The sequence below is a fragment of the Deinococcus rhizophilus genome (assembly GCF_030271215.1).
Taxonomy (GTDB): domain Bacteria; phylum Deinococcota; class Deinococci; order Deinococcales; family Deinococcaceae; genus Deinococcus; species Deinococcus rhizophilus.
The window spans coordinates 1-14,266 of sequence record NZ_JASNGB010000067.1 but is presented as its reverse complement, the minus strand read 5'-3'; the positions used below and the strand labels follow the sequence as shown (position 1 = coordinate 14,266).

Annotated in this window: 12 protein-coding genes and 4 pseudogenes; 10 read left to right on the top strand and 6 right to left on the bottom strand. The window is 72.5% G+C overall.

Annotation, left to right across the window (positions count from 1 at the left end):
* Positions 1–313 (top strand): annotated as a pseudogene (locus QOL99_RS08780) (metallophosphoesterase); the annotation flags it as partial.
* A gap of 45 nt (positions 314–358) precedes the next feature.
* Here QOL99_RS08780 and glyA read toward each other — a convergent pair.
* Positions 359–1,612 (bottom strand): serine hydroxymethyltransferase, encoded by a 1,254-nt coding sequence (glyA, locus tag QOL99_RS08775; RefSeq protein WP_407650159.1) that lies wholly within the window; start codon positions 1,610–1,612, stop codon positions 359–361.
* A 220-nt stretch (positions 1,613–1,832) separates the two neighbouring features.
* Here glyA and pheS point away from each other — a divergent pair, with 220 nt between their 5' ends.
* Both pheS and QOL99_RS08765 read left to right on the top strand, forming a co-directional pair.
* Positions 1,833–2,852, top strand: a complete 1,020-nt coding sequence (gene pheS, locus QOL99_RS08770) for a phenylalanine--tRNA ligase subunit alpha (RefSeq protein WP_285523073.1) — start codon at positions 1,833–1,835, stop codon at positions 2,850–2,852.
* Positions 2,849–3,253, top strand: coding sequence for an NUDIX hydrolase (locus tag QOL99_RS08765; RefSeq protein WP_285523071.1), 405 nt, complete (start codon positions 2,849–2,851; stop codon positions 3,251–3,253). The genes pheS and QOL99_RS08765 overlap by 4 nt, the downstream gene beginning before the upstream one ends.
* A 62-nt stretch (positions 3,254–3,315) precedes the next feature.
* Here QOL99_RS08765 and QOL99_RS08760 read toward each other — a convergent pair whose 3' ends face one another.
* Complete coding sequence (locus QOL99_RS08760; protein ID WP_285523069.1) at positions 3,316–3,678, bottom strand: endonuclease domain-containing protein; 363 nt, start codon at positions 3,676–3,678, stop codon at positions 3,316–3,318.
* 106 nt (positions 3,679–3,784) lie between these two features.
* Here QOL99_RS08760 and QOL99_RS17985 point away from each other — a divergent pair.
* Both QOL99_RS17985 and QOL99_RS17980 read left to right on the top strand, forming a co-directional pair.
* Positions 3,785–4,984: pseudogene (locus QOL99_RS17985) on the top strand (phenylalanine--tRNA ligase beta subunit-related protein); the annotation flags it as partial.
* A 15-nt stretch (positions 4,985–4,999) separates the two neighbouring features.
* Positions 5,000–6,421, top strand: a pseudogene (locus QOL99_RS17980) (phenylalanine--tRNA ligase subunit beta); the annotation flags it as partial.
* 50 nt (positions 6,422–6,471) lie between these two features.
* On the opposite strand, the gene QOL99_RS08750 reads toward QOL99_RS17980, so the two are convergent.
* From QOL99_RS08750 to QOL99_RS08740, 3 genes are all read right to left on the bottom strand, one after another.
* The gene (locus QOL99_RS08750) at positions 6,472–7,686 is read right to left on the bottom strand and encodes an NADH:flavin oxidoreductase/NADH oxidase family protein (RefSeq protein WP_285523065.1); all 1,215 of its coding nucleotides are present in this window, start codon (positions 7,684–7,686) and stop codon (positions 6,472–6,474) included.
* Positions 7,683–8,621: an NUDIX domain-containing protein gene (locus QOL99_RS08745; RefSeq protein ID WP_326522580.1), complete on the bottom strand. Its 939-nt coding sequence runs from the start codon at positions 8,619–8,621 to the stop codon at positions 7,683–7,685. The genes QOL99_RS08750 and QOL99_RS08745 overlap by 4 nt, the downstream gene beginning before the upstream one ends.
* 187 nt (positions 8,622–8,808) lie before the next feature.
* Positions 8,809–9,600 (bottom strand): TM2 domain-containing protein, encoded by a 792-nt coding sequence (locus tag QOL99_RS08740; protein ID WP_285523062.1) that lies wholly within the window; start codon positions 9,598–9,600, stop codon positions 8,809–8,811.
* A gap of 86 nt (positions 9,601–9,686) precedes the next feature.
* Here QOL99_RS08740 and QOL99_RS08735 point away from each other — a divergent pair, with 86 nt between their 5' ends.
* Entirely contained in the window at positions 9,687–10,379 is a 693-nt protein-coding gene (locus QOL99_RS08735; protein ID WP_285523061.1) for a cysteine hydrolase family protein, read from the top strand.
* On the opposite strand, the gene QOL99_RS08730 is transcribed toward QOL99_RS08735, so the two are convergent.
* Entirely contained in the window at positions 10,357–11,388 is a 1,032-nt protein-coding gene (locus QOL99_RS08730; RefSeq protein ID WP_285523060.1) for an NUDIX domain-containing protein, read from the bottom strand. The two genes, QOL99_RS08735 and QOL99_RS08730, sit on opposite strands and share 23 nt — an antisense overlap.
* Positions 11,389–11,492: 104 nt before the next feature.
* Here QOL99_RS08730 and QOL99_RS08725 point away from each other — a divergent pair, with 104 nt between their 5' ends.
* The 4 genes and pseudogenes from QOL99_RS08725 to QOL99_RS08710 all read left to right on the top strand — a co-directional run.
* Positions 11,493–12,551: a PP2C family protein-serine/threonine phosphatase gene (locus QOL99_RS08725; protein ID WP_285523058.1), complete on the top strand. Its 1,059-nt coding sequence runs from the start codon at positions 11,493–11,495 to the stop codon at positions 12,549–12,551.
* Between the two features lie 33 nt (positions 12,552–12,584).
* Complete coding sequence (locus QOL99_RS08720; RefSeq protein ID WP_285523056.1) at positions 12,585–12,962, top strand: RidA family protein; 378 nt, start codon at positions 12,585–12,587, stop codon at positions 12,960–12,962.
* Between the two features lie 179 nt (positions 12,963–13,141).
* Positions 13,142–13,936, top strand: a complete 795-nt coding sequence (locus tag QOL99_RS08715) for a PSP1 domain-containing protein (protein ID WP_285523074.1) — start codon at positions 13,142–13,144, stop codon at positions 13,934–13,936.
* Between the two features lie 75 nt (positions 13,937–14,011).
* Positions 14,012–14,266, top strand: a pseudogene (locus tag QOL99_RS08710) (hypothetical protein); the annotation flags it as partial.

The following is a 14,266-nucleotide window of genomic DNA, read 5'->3' as shown; positions in this document are numbered from 1 at the left end:
GGCGGCGGCGCTGGCCGGAGCGGGGGAGGGGCAGGCCAGCGTGCTGCTGAGCCACAACCCCGACCTGCTGCCCGACCTGCCCCGGCGGGTGGGCCTCGTCCTGTCGGGCCACACCCACGGCGGCCAGATCCGGCTGCCGGTGGTGGGCGCTCCGGTCGTGCCCAGCCGCTACGGCCAGCGCTACGCGATGGGCTGGGTGCAGGGCGCCCACGGCACGCCGGGCTACGTCAGCCGGGGTCTGGGCGTCAGCGGGGTGCCCCTGCGCAACCTCTGCCCGCCGGAAGTGACGCTGCTGTCCCTGCGGCCCGGATAGGGCAAACCCCCGGTACGTCCGGGGGCAGGGTAGGGGCCAGGCCGCTCAGGGCAGCGAAAAGCCCCCCATCCAGCCGTGAACCTCGGCCTTCACGTCCTCGCCCTTCAGCGCCCGGTCGATCAGGTCAGCGATTTTCGGCATGTCGGCTTCGGTCATGCCGCGTGTAGTCACTGCGGGCGTGCCGAGGCGGATGCCGCCGCCGTGCAGGATCTTTTCCGTGTCGTAGGGCAGCGTGGACTTGGAGATGGTGATGTGGTTGGCATCCAGCCGCCGGGTCGCCTTGGTGCCGTTCAGCCCCTGCGGGCGCAGGTCCAGCAGGAAGAGGTGGTTGTCGGTGCCGCCCGACACCACCCGGTAGCCCCGCTCGGTGAAGGCCGCCGCCAGCGCCTGCGCGTTGCGGATCACCTGCGCGGCGTACTCGCGGAACTCGGGCCGCAGCGCCTCGCCGAAGGCCACGGCCTTGGCCGCGATCACGTGCTCCAGTGGCCCGCCCTGGTAGCCGGGAAAGACGGCCCGGTCGATCTTCGCGCCCAGTTCGGGGTCATTGGACAGGATGATTCCCCCACGCGGCCCCCGCAGCGTCTTGTGGGTGGTGGAGGCGACCACGTGCGCGTGTGGCAGCGGGTTGGGATGCAGCCCTGCCGCGATCAGCCCCGCGATATGCGCGATATCCGCGAACAGGACCGCGCCCACCTCGTCGGCCACCTCACGGAACGCCGCGAAGTCCAGGCGGCGGCTGTAGGCGCTCGCCCCCGCGATGATCATCCTCGGACGGTGCTCGTGGGCGAGGCGGCGGACCTCCTCCATGTCGATGCGCTCGGTCTCGGGGTTCACCTTGTAGCCCACGATCTGGTAGCGCAGGCCCGAGAAGTTCACCGGGTTGCCGTGCGTCAGGTGCCCCCCGTGCGAGAGGTCCATCCCCAGCACCACGGACCCCGGCTCGATCAGCGCGTTGTACACGGCGAGGTTGGCGCTGCTGCCCGAGTGCGGCTGCACGTTGGCCCACGCGGCCCCGAACAGTTCCTTCACCCGGGCAATGGCGAGCAGCTCGACCTGATCGACGACCTCGCAGCCGCCGTACCAGCGCTTGCCGGGGTAGCCCTCCGCGTACTTGTTCGTCAGCACGCTGCCCTGCGCCGCCCGCACCGCCGCCGACGTGAAGTTCTCGGAGGCGATGAGTTCGAGCCCGTGCCGCTGGCGCTCGGCCTCCTGGCCGATCAGGTCGAAGAGGGCCGGGTCGTGCGCGGCCATGTCGGTGGCGGCCCCCGGCGTGGGGACAGAGGGTTGGGCGGTGGTCATGCGGGTACGGTAACACCCGCCCCCCTGAGGAACGCGGCCGGTGTCTGTGCAGGGCAGACGCCTCCCGGCCCATCTGCTACCCTGGGCCCCATGACGCCCCGCGCCGGTACACCTTCGCCGTTTCCGAGTCGCGGGGCCGCGTTCGTCTGACGCCAGACTGCACGCGCCGTCCCGCCCCGTTCCCACGGTGGCGGGTTTTTCGTCATTCCCAGGAGACTCCATGAGAGAAGAAGCCCTGCAAGCCATCCAGCACGCCCCCGACCTTCCCGCCCTGCAAGCGGTCAAGACCCGTTACGTGGGCAAGAACGGCCTGATCACCCGGGAACTGGGCAGCCTGGGCAAGCTGCCCCCGGAGGAGCGCAAGAGCCGGGGCGCGGAGATCAACGCCCTGCGCCAGTCCATCGAGGCGGCCCTGGGGGAACGCGAGGCGGTGCTGAAGCGAGAGGCCCTGGACGCCCGCCTCGCCTCCGAGGCCATCGACGTGACCCTGCCCGGTCTGCCCCTCCCGGCGGGCGGGCTGCATCCCACCAGCCGCGTCTTCGAGGACCTGACCGGCATCTTCGAGCGGCTGGGGTACGCCGTCGTGGAGGGGCCGGAGGTGGAAGACGAGCACCACAACTTCGAGGCGCTCAACGTGCCGTGGTACCACCCCGCCCGCGACCTGCAGGACACCTTCTGGCTGGAGGACGGCCGGTTGCTGCGAACCCACACCAGCCCGATGCAGATTCGCTACATGGTGGACCACGAGCCGCCCCTCAAGATCGTCGTGCGCGGCAAGGTCTACCGGTACGAGGCCACCGACGCCACCCACGAGGCGATGTTCCACCAGCTGGAGGGTCTGGTCGTCGGTGACGGTATCTCGATGGCCGACCTCAAGGGCACCATCGCGGAGATGGCGCGGGGGCTGTACGGGCCGGGGGCGAAGGTGCGCTTCCAGCCCTCCTACTACCCCTTCGTGGAGCCGGGGGCCGACTTCGCCGTGTGGTGGGAGAACCCGCGCGGCGAGAGCAAGTGGCTGGAGCTGGGCGGCTGCGGCATGGTCCACCCCAGCGTCTTCAAGGCCGTGGACGATCTGCGCGAGGCGGCAGGCAAGCCCCGCGTGTACGAGGGCAAGACGGGCTTCGCCTTCGGGCTGGGGCCGGAGCGCATCGCCATGTTGAAGTACGGGATTCCCGATATCCGCTACTTCTACGCGAACGACCCCAGGGTGCTGGGGCAGTTCCGGGGGGAGCTGGGGTGAGGGCCAGAGCGGTCGGCATCCTCTTCAACCCCCACGGCGAGGTCCTCCTGATGCGCCGCCGCAAGGAGGGCCGCGTCTACGCCACCCTTCCCGGCGGCGGCATCGAACCCGGCGAAACGCCCGAAGGGGCCTGCGTCCGCGAGATGCTGGAGGAAGTCAACCTCGTCGTGGAGGTCATCCGCGAGGTCCTGACGCTGGAGAACCTCGGCAACAGCGAGCACTACTTCCTGACCCGCCTCCTGTCCGGCGAGATGCGCCTGGGGGACGGTCCCGAAGGCGTGCGCCACAGCGATGAGAACTGGTACTCGCCCGAGTGGGTGCCGCTGCGGAGGCTGGACGAGGTGAATCTGGTGCCGGAAGGGGTGCGGGGGCTGGTGCGGGAAGTGGGGGAGGGGGGATGAGCGGGGCTGCGGCTTCACCCCCTCCGGCCCTGCGGGCCACCTCCCCCCTGAAGGGGGAGGAGTCAGGGATTCCTGCGGGATTCTAAGACCTGCTGGATTCGGTCCAGCACGCCGCTCAGGTTGCTCCTGACCTCGCTGTTCCAGAACCGCAAGGTCTCGAAGCCGTGCTCGGCCATATCCGTATCCCGTTCCTGGTCCGCCGCGCTGTTCAGGTGCTGGCTGCCGTCGAGTTCGATCACCAGCGTGCGCTCGTAGCACACGAAATCGGCCACATACCGTCCCATCGGCTCCTGCCGCCGGAAGCTGACGCCCAGAGCCTTGCCGCGCAGATGCCGCCACAGCAGCGTTTCCTCGGGCGTCATGCGCCGCCGCAGCGCCCGCGCGACCTCGGTGGATGGACTCGTCCTCACTTCCTGTCTCGCCACACCTCAAGTTAACGCCCCCACATCTTTTCTCCCTCCCCCTTCAGGGGGGAGGGCCGGGGAGGGGGTGACCACCCCGAGCGTCCACCCCCTTCCCCCGAGGTCCCCCATGAAACTGCCCTACTCCTGGCTTCAAGAACTCGTCCCCGCCCTGCCGCCCGTTCACGATCTCGAACCCCTGCTCGCCTCGCTGGGCCTGCCGCTGGAGGGGGTGGAGGAGGTGCCCGCCCCGCCCCCCGGCGTCGTCCTGGCCGCCGTCACGCGGGCCGAACCGCTGGAGGGCACCGCCCTGACCCGCCTCGCCCTGGACGTGGGGCCGCACGGGGCGCGGGAGATCGCCTCGGGCGCCTCCAACGCGGTGGGGCTCCCCGCCGGGACGATGGTCGCCCTCGTGACCCCCGGCACCCGTCTGGGCGACGTGGACTACGGCGTGCGCTCCATGCAGGGCATCGAGTCCTGGGGCATGGCCGCGAGCGCCAAGGAACTCGGCGTCGGGGAAAGCAGCGCCGGACTGCTCCTCTTCCCGGCGGGGACAGCGGCCCCCGGCACGCCCCTGCACGAGCTGTGGGCGGCCGACTCGGTCCTGGACGTGGAGGTCACCCCCAACCGCGCCGACGTGCTGGGCGCCCTGGGCCTCGCCCGCGACCTCGCGGCTTACCTGGACACTGAACTGGTGGAACCGGAAGCTGGACCCGCCGCCAGCGGAGAGGGCGAGATTCGCGTCGTCCTTCCCCCGCGTGGGGTGACGCTGGAGCGCGACCCGTCGGGCAAGATTCGGTTCGGCTGCGACCACTTCGCGGCCCGCACGGTGAATGGGGTGCAGAACGGCCCCGCGCCCCTGTGGATGCAGCGCCGTCTGACGCTGGCCGGACTGCGGTCCATCGACCTGATCGTGGACACCAGCAACTACGTGATGCTCGAACTCGGCCAGCCCACGGCCCTCTACGACCGCCGCGACGTGACGGACGACCAGATCGTCGTCTCCTTCGGGCTGCGGCAGGGTGAGACCGTGCGCGACCTGCTGGGGAACGAGCACACGGTCGGGCCGGAAGACCTCCTCATCCGCGACGGGCGCAAGGTGGCGATTTCCAGCGTGGCGGACGCCTTCGCCACGGCGGGCCAGCCCCAAGTGGGCCAGGGCGTGCTGGGCATCGCGGGCATCATGGGCGGCGACCACGGGCACGTGCGGGCGGACACCTCGGCCGTGGTGATCGAGTCCGCGCACTTCGACCCTGTGCTGCTGCGCCGGACGAGCACCCGCCTGGGCCTCAAGACCGACGCCGTGTACCGCTACGAGCGCGGCGTGGACCCGCTGCTCGCGCCNGGCATCGCGGGCATCATGGGCGGCGACCACGGGCACGTGCGGGCGGACACCTCGGCCGTGGTGATCGAGTCCGCGCACTTCGACCCTGTGCTGCTGCGCCGGACGAGCACCCGCCTGGGCCTCAAGACCGACGCCGTGTACCGCTACGAGCGCGGCGTGGACCCGCTGCTCGCGCCCCGCGCCGCCGACCGGGTGGCGGGGCTGCTGGCGGCATGCGGCGGCGGGCAGGCTCACCCCGGCGCGACCGTCGTGGGCCAGCCCGAACTCCCCGGCCCCATCGAGGCGACGGGGGGGCAGATTCGCGCCCTGCTGGGCATGGATATTTCTACCGACGAGATGGAAGCCATCCTGACCCGCCTGGGCTGCCGCGTCACGCGGAGCGGTGACCGCCTGACCGTCACCCCTCCCTCCTGGCGGGTCGATATGGCGCTGTGGCAGGACCTCGCGGAGGAGGTGGCGCGGCTGCACGGCTACGCGGGGCTGCCCGAGACGCTGCCCACCCTGCGCGTCCACGAGAGCAACCTGGGGGCCGGGAAGGAGAGCGCGACCCGCGCCGAGTTGCGCCGCACCCTGGCCGGGCTGGGCTTTCAGGAGGCCGTGACCTACACCTTCACCAGCGACGAGGAGGCGCACAAGGCCCGCGCCCAGCGCCCCGGCGTGCGGCTGCGTAATCCCCTCACCGCCGACCGGACCGGGATGCGGACGGCCCTCTACCCCAGCCTGCTGCGGGCGGCGGGGATGCACCCGGGGGGTGAGCGGGTGCTCCTGTTCGAGATCGGGCACGTCTTCCCGGCGGCGGGCGAGACCGAGCGCCTGGGACTGCTGATGCGCGGCCCCCTCGCCCCGGCGACCTACCAGCCCGGCGTGGCGGGGTCGTTCGCGGCGTTCAAGGGGCTGGTGGAGGCCTTTGCCGCCGGACAGGGCGCGGCGCTGGAGGTGCGGCAACTGCGCGGGGACGCCGTGCCCCCCGCCCTGCACCCCGGCATCGCGGGCGAGGCCCTGTGGAACGGCGTGGCGGTGGGCTGGCTCGGTGCCCTGCACCCCGAGGTCGCCGCCGGGTTCGGCCTGAAGGGGGACACCTTCCTGCTGGAAGCCGCCCTGCCGCTCCCGGGCCGGGCCTGGGCCTTCCGCGATCCCAGCCGCGCTCCCGCCGCGTGGCGCGACCTCGCCGTGATCGCCCCGCGCGAGGTGAGCTACGGCGAGGTGGCCCAACTTCTGCGCCGGGAGGCGGGCGAACTGCTGGAGAGCGTGCAGCCCTTCGACGTGTACGAGGGCGAGCAGGTGGGCGCAGGAAACCGCAGCGTGGCCGTGCGCCTCGTCTTCCGGGGCGAGCGCACCCTCACCGACGCCGAGGTGGACCCGGTGATGGACCGTCTGATGGCGGCGGTGCGGGCGCAGGGCTGGACTATCCGCGAGAAGTAAGGCGGGAGCGTGAGAGGGGGCCGGGGCGAGAGGCTCCGGCCCCCTCTCCTTTACGCCCGCCGCTGCCGAAACACCGCCCCCACCCCCGTCTCCACCGTCATGCGGGCCAGGGCGAGCAGCGGGGCCTCCTCCGCCCCCACGTCCTCCCCCCGCGCCAGCCGCCGCATCGCGTCCTCGTACCAGGCGATTTCCAGATACCCGCTGCGGTCCAGGGGAGCGAGGCCGGTCTTCAGGGGCCGGACCTCGCTGCTCGCGTCCTCGCCGCGCAGCACGCGGGCGCTGAAGCCGGGGTCCAGCACCAGCGGGCGGCCCAGGCCCACCAGGTCGGCGGCCCCCTCCTCCAGCGCCCCCCGGATGGTGGCGGCGTCGCGGAAGCCGCCGGTCACGCAGACCGGCACGCCCGCCACCGCCCGCGCCCGGCGCGAGAAGTGGGCGAAGAAGCCGCCGCGCTCGCCCCGGCCCAGCATCATCATCGGTTTCTCGTAGGTGCCGCCCGACAGCTCGATCAGGTCGCAGCCCCGCTCCCCCAGCGCCCGCACCACCGCCAGACTCTCCTCTTCCGAGAAGCCGCCCCGCACGAAATCGGAGGAATTGAGCTTCACGCCCACCGCAAAGCGCGGCCCCACCGCCGCCCGCACCGCGTCGTAGGTTTCCAGCAGGAAGCGCATCCGGTTTTCCAGACTCCCGCCGTACCCGTCGGTGCGGACGTTGTGCCGGGGCGAGAGGAACTGCGAGAACAGGTAGCCGTGCGCCGCGTGAAGCTGCACGCCGCCGAATCCCGCCCGCTGCGCCAGCCGCGCGGCGCGGGCAAAGCGGGCCGTCAGCTCGTGAATCTCGGGGACGGTGAGCGCCCGTGGCGTGGCGAAGGCGCGGGCCAGTCCGCCGGGAAAGGGCAGGGCGCTGGGCGCCACCGTGCCGCCCGCGTTCAGGCCGCGCGGGGCCTGCTTGCCGGGGTGGTTGAGCTGCATCCACAGCGCGGCCCCGTCCCGCGACCCCTGCACTGCCCAGCGGTGAAAGTCGGCGAGGTGGCGCTCGTCTTCCAGCACCACGTTGCCGGGTTCGCCCAGGGCGCGGGCGTCCACCATCACGTTCCCGGTGAGCAGGAGGCCGGTGCCGCCCCGCGCCCACCGGGCATACAGGGCGGGCAGCTCGGGCCGGGGGGCGTGGTCGCGGGTGCCCAGCGCCTCGCTCATGGCACCCTTGAGCAGCCGGTTTTTCAGGGTCACGCCGCAGGGCAGGATCAGGGGGTCGGTCACGGCGGTCATGGGCGGAGGCTAGCGCGGGAGCTTGGGGAGGTCTGGCCCGCCCACGCCTCCACCGACCGCCGGGTGTAGAGGCCCAGCAGCTCGGCCCCCTTCAGCTCGTCGGCGGTCCACCACTGCGCCTCCGCGATCTCGCCTTCCGGCAGGGTGAGTTCCCCCGTGACCTCCTCCGCGCGGTACAGCACGCCCACGCTGTCCCAGATGCCTGAGTCCTCGTAGCGAAACTCCGGCCCTTGCAGGAGCTGCACCGGGGTCAGCCGCACGGCCCGCAGGCCCGTTTCCTCGTGCAGTTCCCGGTGGGCACAGGCCCTGAAGCTCTCGCCGGGGTGCAGTTTGCCGCCCGGCAGCACCCACTGGCCTGTGCGGGCGTGCCGCAGCAGGAGCAGCCGCCCCCGCTCGTTCCCCACCAGCACGCTCGCGCCGGGCACGAAGAGGGGGCGGGGGCCGACAGCGGCCCGCAGCCGCGCCAGATGGTTGCTCAGGGGCGGCGGGTCCGGGAAGGGCAGCAGCGGGAGCGGCTTCAGCCCCGCCCGCGCCCGCAGCACGTTCATGCTGGCGACATTGGCATTGGCGCTCAGCGGCGGGAGGTCGTCCAGCCCGAACCACGCGAGGGCCAGCGTCTCGCCGCTGTCGTCGGGGCGTGCTCCAGTGAGCGCCGCCGCAGGCAGGGTGCCGTGTGTCCGCATCCCCACCATGTACACCTCGTCGCCGCCCGGATAGCGGTGGTAGAACTCCGGTCCACCCACCAGCCCTTCGTCCAGCCCCATCAGGGCGAGGTTCGGGCATTCCAGCCCCGTCTCCTCGCGCAGTTCGCGGTGGGCGGCCTCCAGAAAACCCTCGCCGGGGTCCAGGCCGCCGCCCGGCGTGCCCCACAGCCCATCGTCCCCCCGGTGCTGGAGCAGCACCCGGCCTGCCTCGTCCTGAATGAGGACGCTCACCCCGACGGAGAAAAGCGGGGCGCTTCCCCAGACGGCGCGGAGGGTGGGCAGAGAGGCCATGGGGCGCACCCTACCGTGCGCGGCGGGAAGTGTGCCCCACTCTGCCACTGCCCACCGAACAGGCCGCCCCACCTCCGGAGGTGGCCCATTTTTTGCTGGCGGCGGGAAGCTGGCCGCTGGCCGCCCCTCACAGCCAGGGTTTCTTGCCCACCACGTACTCGCGGTAAAAGTCCTCGTCCGACTTGGTGAGGTAGAGGATGCCTTCTATCAGCCCCAGCAGTCCCACCGCCCCGCTCACCAGTCCGGCGAGGGGCAGGGTCACCACCAGGCCGACGACGAACAGCAGCAGCCCCAGCAGCAGCGCCACGATCCACACGCCGACATTCACGCCCAGCATGATCAGCCCCGGCGTGGTGATGCCCAGATACAGCTTGTGGGCACCGAAGCTGCCCAGCACGATCGCCAGCAGCCCGGCGATCAGCCGCCGGGTGGCGATGTCGCCGGGCAGGGGGCCGGAAGCGTGCGGCGGCGCGGGCGTGCCCATCGCCCACGGGTCGGGCTGACGGGGGGCGGGGGCGTGCGTGACGGGCTCGCTGGAGAGGGGCGGGGTGGACGGCATGGAGGGACTGCGGGCCGTGCCTCCCGTCGCCCGCACGATCCAGTCGTCGGCCGACTCCAGCAGGGTGGGCCTCGCCGGATCGTGGGCCGGGGGCGTCAGGGACTGGGCCTGCGGGCGCGGCGGCCCGGGCCGGTGCTCCGGAATGCGGAGGTCCTCCGGGCCGGAGAGGGGGGCAGGGTCGGCGCTCACCACCGTCACCTGCGGGGCCGGGTCGGGCGCTGCAGGTGACGGTGCGGACGGGGCGCTCAGTACCTCGTCCACCCAGGAGGGCACCTCCCGGCGGGAGACCTGCGGGGGTGGGGCCTGCACAGGCTGGGCCTGCGGGTCGTCCGGGCCGGGGGCGGGGTCGTCTCGGGTCATGGTTCCAGTACGCCGTCCGGGGAGCCGGGGTTGCGTCCCCCAAAGGGTGCAGGGTGCGGGGGCGGGCGGCGTGCTAGACCTGCCGCATGACCCCTCCTGCGCCCACCCTCCGTGAACAGGCGATCCAGCAGGCCGAACTGCTGGAGCACTGGCTGGCCGACCTTCCGGCCCTCACGCTGAAGGCCCCGCCCGAGCGGGTGGCGGTCGTGTGCGTGGACCTGATCGAGGGCTTTACCCGCCAGGGACCGCTCGCCAGCCCGCGCGTGGCGGCGGTCATCCCGCGCGTGACCGGGCTGATCCGCTCGCTGCTGGACGCCGGGGTGAGGGCCGGGAACGTCGTGCTGGTGCAGGACTCGCACCCGGAAGACGCCCGCGAGTTCGCCGCCTACCCGCCCCACTGCGTCGCGGGCACCCCCGAGGCGGGGGCGGTGGCCGAGTTGCGGGCCCTGCCGGAGTTCGCGCACTTCCAGCACTTCCAGAAAAACAGCATCGCCAGCCACACCAGCCCCGAGTTCCGCGCGTGGCTGGAGGAGCGGGGGGCCGACTTCGACGTGGTGGTCGCCGTCGGGGACGTGACCGACCTGTGCCTCTACACGCTCGCGCTGCACCTCGTCACCGACGGGATGGCGCGGCAGCTGGAACGCCGGGTGGTCGTGCCCGAACCCTGTGCCCAGACCTGGGACGCGCCCGGTCACCCCGGCGACCTCTACCACGCCCTGTTCCTGCACCAGCTGGAACGCAACGGGGTGCAGGTGGTCAGCGGGCTGCAACTGGCCTGAGGAGCTGTTCGAGGAGGGCGTGGGTGTCCTCGAAGAAGGCTTCGGGTTGGGCAAGGGCTTCCTGCGGGTCGGTCCACCCCTCGCCCCCGGCCGGTCCCGCCCACGCCAGTCCGAAGACGTGCGCGATCACCCGGCCCCGCGTGCTGCGGCCCGGCGCGTCGTACACCGCCGCCGGAGTGGGGAAGGGGGTCAGGGCCGGATCGTCCGGGGTGACGCCCAGTGCCTCCGCCGCCGCCCGCCGCGCTGCCGCCGCGAGCGTCTCACTCGGCAGCACCCCGGCCCCCAGCAGGGTCAGCAGGCCGCGTCCGGGCCGCTCGCCCCGCCGGGTCAGCAGGACGCGCCCCGCCGGGTCCGTGACCAGGGCCAGCGCCTCCACCCGCAGGGGCGGCCACGTCCCGGCCTTCTCCTGCGTCTCCCGCAGCCACGCGGCATCGGCCCGCAGCTCCGCGAACTCGGGCGTTTCCCGGAAGGCGTCGAGCCAGGCGTGGACGGCGGGCGGAACCATCCCGGCCACCGGGTCCAGCTCGCCCGCGAAATAGGCGCGGCGCACGTCGGTGGCACTCAGCGGGCTGACGACGGCGGTGGGCAGAAAGGGCCAGTCCGGAAAGGAGCGCAGGTAGTAGCTGCTGTCGTCCTTGAGATGGCCGATCAGGGCCACGTCACCCCCCTTCCGAGAGGGACTGGCGCCGGTGTGCGCCTCCACCCCCGCCCGCACCGCCGCCAGCCAGCGGTCCTCGTCGTAGGGGTGGTCGGGCACGGCGGCGAGGCGCACCCGCGCGGGGTCCACGCCCGCCTCCCGCAGCATGGCGCCGATCAGTTCTCCCCGCTCCCCGGCCGTCCAGGGATTTTTGAGGGTGCGCGGCGCATGGGCGCTGCCGATCACCACGATCAGGGTCCCGACCTTTCCCAGCGCTTCCTCCATCACCCGCAGGTGGGCCGTGTGCGGGGGCTGGAACCGGCCGATATAGACGCCGAAACGGGGGTGGGGCTGAACGGGAGGGGTGGTCATGCCTCACGGTGACGGGGCGAAGACGTGAGAAGCATGAGTCCCCGAAAGCCCCATGCGGCGGCAGGTCTGCCGAACCCGGTACATGATTCCCTTATATTGGGCCCATGCGCGCCGACGCGCCCTCCCCCCTGCGCTCCGGTCTGATGACGGACGTGGGGCGCCAGCGACGCGTGAACCAGGACGCGGCACTGGCGCTCGACCTGCCGCGCGGCGGGCTGTATGCCGTCGCGGACGGCATGGGGGGGCACGCGGCGGGAGAACTGGCTGCCAATCTCGCCCTCGACAGCCTCAGCCAGCACTATCTGGAAGGCCGGGGAGCGCCGCCCGAGCGCCTCGCGGGGGCGGTGCAGGCGGCCAACCTCGCGGTGCTGCGGCACGCGGTGGGGGAGTACGCGGGCATGGGGACCACCCTGCTCGCGCTGCTGGTGGACCGGGGGGCGGCGCTGATCGCCCACGTGGGCGACTCGCGGGCCTACCTGCTGCGCGGGGGCGAGCTGCACCGCCTCACGGAGGACCATTCCTGGGTCGCCGAACAGGTGCGGCTGGGCCACCTCTCGGAGGAAGAGGCCCGGCACCACCAGTGGCGCAGCGTGGTCAGCAACGCGCTGGGCGGCGAGGAACGGGTGCGGCTGGAGCTGTTCGGGCTGCCCCTGCACGCCGGGGACCGCCTGCTGCTGTGCAGCGACGGCCTCAGCGGAGTGGTGACCGAGTCCGCCCTGCTGGAACTGCTGCTCCCCGCCCAGTCCCCCGAGCGGGTGGCCCGCACCCTGATCGACGCCGCCAACGACGGGGGCGGCCCGGACAACATCACGGCAGTGGTGGTGGATATCCAGCGTGGAGACCGCCTGCCCCGGTATGCCCTGCCCGAGCGTCAGGAAGGCGGGCCGCTGTACGTGGACGCGCTGCTGAGCGCCCAGCGCGGCAGCAGCCCACTGACCTACCTGCTGCTGATCCTGGTCTATTTCACCCTGCTCGGCGTGCTGCTGGTGCCCGAGCAGCGCCCGCTGATAGCCCTGCTGGGCGCCCTGCTGCTGGGCGGGGTGGCCTACGCCCAGCGCCGCGCCCGGGTGCGGCCCTCCCGGCGCCCGGCCCTCTCGGCCACGTCGCTGCGGGCCCGTGCCCACCCCCGGCCCGAACCCCGCGAGACAGAGACGGCAGGCTGAGGGCCAGGGGTGCCGGGCCGCTAGAGTGGTTCCATGAAAGACATCGTGGAGACGCCCTCGGCCCCCGCCGCCATCGGTCCCTACAGCCAGGCGACCACCTTCGGCAACCTCGTGGTCACCAGCGGGCAGATTCCGCTGACCCCGGACGGCACCCTGGTGGAGGGCGGCATCGAGGCCCAGACTCGGCAGGTGCTCGACAACCTCGTGGCCGTGCTCACGGCGGCGGGGACCGACCTCGCGCGGGTGGTCAAGACCACCGTCTTCCTGGCCGACATGAACGAGTTCTCGGCCATGAACGCCGTGTACGCCGAGTACTTCCAGGCCCCCTACCCCGCCCGCAGCACCGTGCAGGTCGCCCGGCTGCCCCGCGACGTGCGGGTGGAGATCGAGGTGATCGCCGAGCGGCACTGAGGGAACGAGCGGCACTGAGGGAAGTTGCAAGGGGCGGGAGGGGGAGGTAGGCGCCGCCGCCTCCCGCTCCCGCCCTCCTTTCGTGATCCCTGTCTCGACGCCCCGGCCCCGGCCGTGACATCCTGCCAGGCGTGGTTGTCCTGCCTGTCCGCTTCGAACGCAGCCCACGCCTGCACGCCATGCTCAGCGAGGCGCCGCACGCGGTGGGCACGCGCGTCGTGGTGCAGGGCAAACGTGGCCCGGAGGTCGCGACCGTGCGCGGTGAGGTGGGGACGCCCGACCCCCAGGCCCGCTACGGCAGCGTGCTGCGGGCGGCGACCCCCGAGGACCTGATCCGCTGGGACGAACTGCACCGCCAGGGCGAGGACCTCAAGTGGCTGCTGCGGGCCCGGGCCCGCGAGCGCGGCCTGCCGGTCAAGGTCGTGGCCGTCGAGTTCACCCTCGACGAGAGCCTCGTCACGGTGAGCTACAGCGCCGAGGACCGCATCGAACTCGGGGGCCTGATCGGGGAGGTGCGGGGGCACACCCGCGCCCGCGTGAACTTCGCGGCGGTCGGCCCGCGCGAGCAGGCCCAGATGATCGGCACGCTGGGGGCCTGTGGCCGGGGCAACTGCTCCAGCACGCACCTGCAGGAGTTCGCGCCCGTCAGCATCCGCATGGCGCGGGATCAGCAGTTGCCCCTCAACCCGGAAAAGCTCTCGGGGCCGTGCGGTCGCCTGCTGTGCTGCTTGCAGTTCGAACACGGCATGTACCTCGAACTCCTGCGGGACCTGCCGCGCAAGAACGCCCGCGTCTGTCACGAGGAGAGCGGCGCGTGCGGCAAGGTCACCAAACTTCACCCTCTCGCGGGGACAGTGGACGTGCACACCGACCAGGGGCTGCTGACCGGGGTGCCCGCCCACGCCCTGACCCGCGTGACTGACCCTGCCGGGAACAGGGGCCGCCGCCCTGAGGCGGACGCGGCCGAGGCCTGACCCCCCAGGCTTCCCCAAAGCCCCTTGCCGCGCTTCTCATCTCTCGCGGCCGCCCAGCCCGGCAAACTGCCTGGTATGCGACACCTGATTTTCCCGACCGTGGCCCAGGCCGACGCTTTCGTGCAGGACCTCCAGAGCCAGGGTGTGATTCAGCCTGAGATGGGGCAGACCTCCTTCCAGCGCCGCTCCTCGGCAGGCAGCATGGGCACCGCGACCACCCAGACCACCGCGGCGACCGCCACGACCACGGAGTACGTGGACGGCGGCGGCGACGGCGCCGACATGGCGGGCGGCGCCCTCAAGGGGACGGCGCTGGGCGCAGTGGCGGGC

Bases quoted from the DNA above. Each gene is read 5' to 3' on its own strand.
- glyA (WP_407650159.1), bottom strand. From the start codon at position 1,612: ATGACCACCGCCCAACCCTCTGTCCCCACGCCGGGGGCCGCCACCGAC.
- pheS (WP_285523073.1), top strand. From the start codon at position 1,833: ATGAGAGAAGAAGCCCTGCAAGCCATCCAGCACGCCCCCGACCTTCCC.
- QOL99_RS08750 (WP_285523065.1), bottom strand. From the start codon at position 7,686: ATGACCGCCGTGACCGACCCCCTGATCCTGCCCTGCGGCGTGACCCTG.
- QOL99_RS08740 (WP_285523062.1), bottom strand. From the start codon at position 9,600: ATGACCCGAGACGACCCCGCCCCCGGCCCGGACGACCCGCAGGCCCAG.
- QOL99_RS08735 (WP_285523061.1), top strand. From the start codon at position 9,687: ATGACCCCTCCTGCGCCCACCCTCCGTGAACAGGCGATCCAGCAGGCC.
- QOL99_RS08730 (WP_285523060.1), bottom strand. From the start codon at position 11,388: ATGACCACCCCTCCCGTTCAGCCCCACCCCCGTTTCGGCGTCTATATC.
- QOL99_RS08725 (WP_285523058.1), top strand. From the start codon at position 11,493: ATGCGCGCCGACGCGCCCTCCCCCCTGCGCTCCGGTCTGATGACGGAC.
- QOL99_RS08720 (WP_285523056.1), top strand. From the start codon at position 12,585: ATGAAAGACATCGTGGAGACGCCCTCGGCCCCCGCCGCCATCGGTCCC.
- QOL99_RS08715 (WP_285523074.1), top strand. From the start codon at position 13,142: ATGCTCAGCGAGGCGCCGCACGCGGTGGGCACGCGCGTCGTGGTGCAG.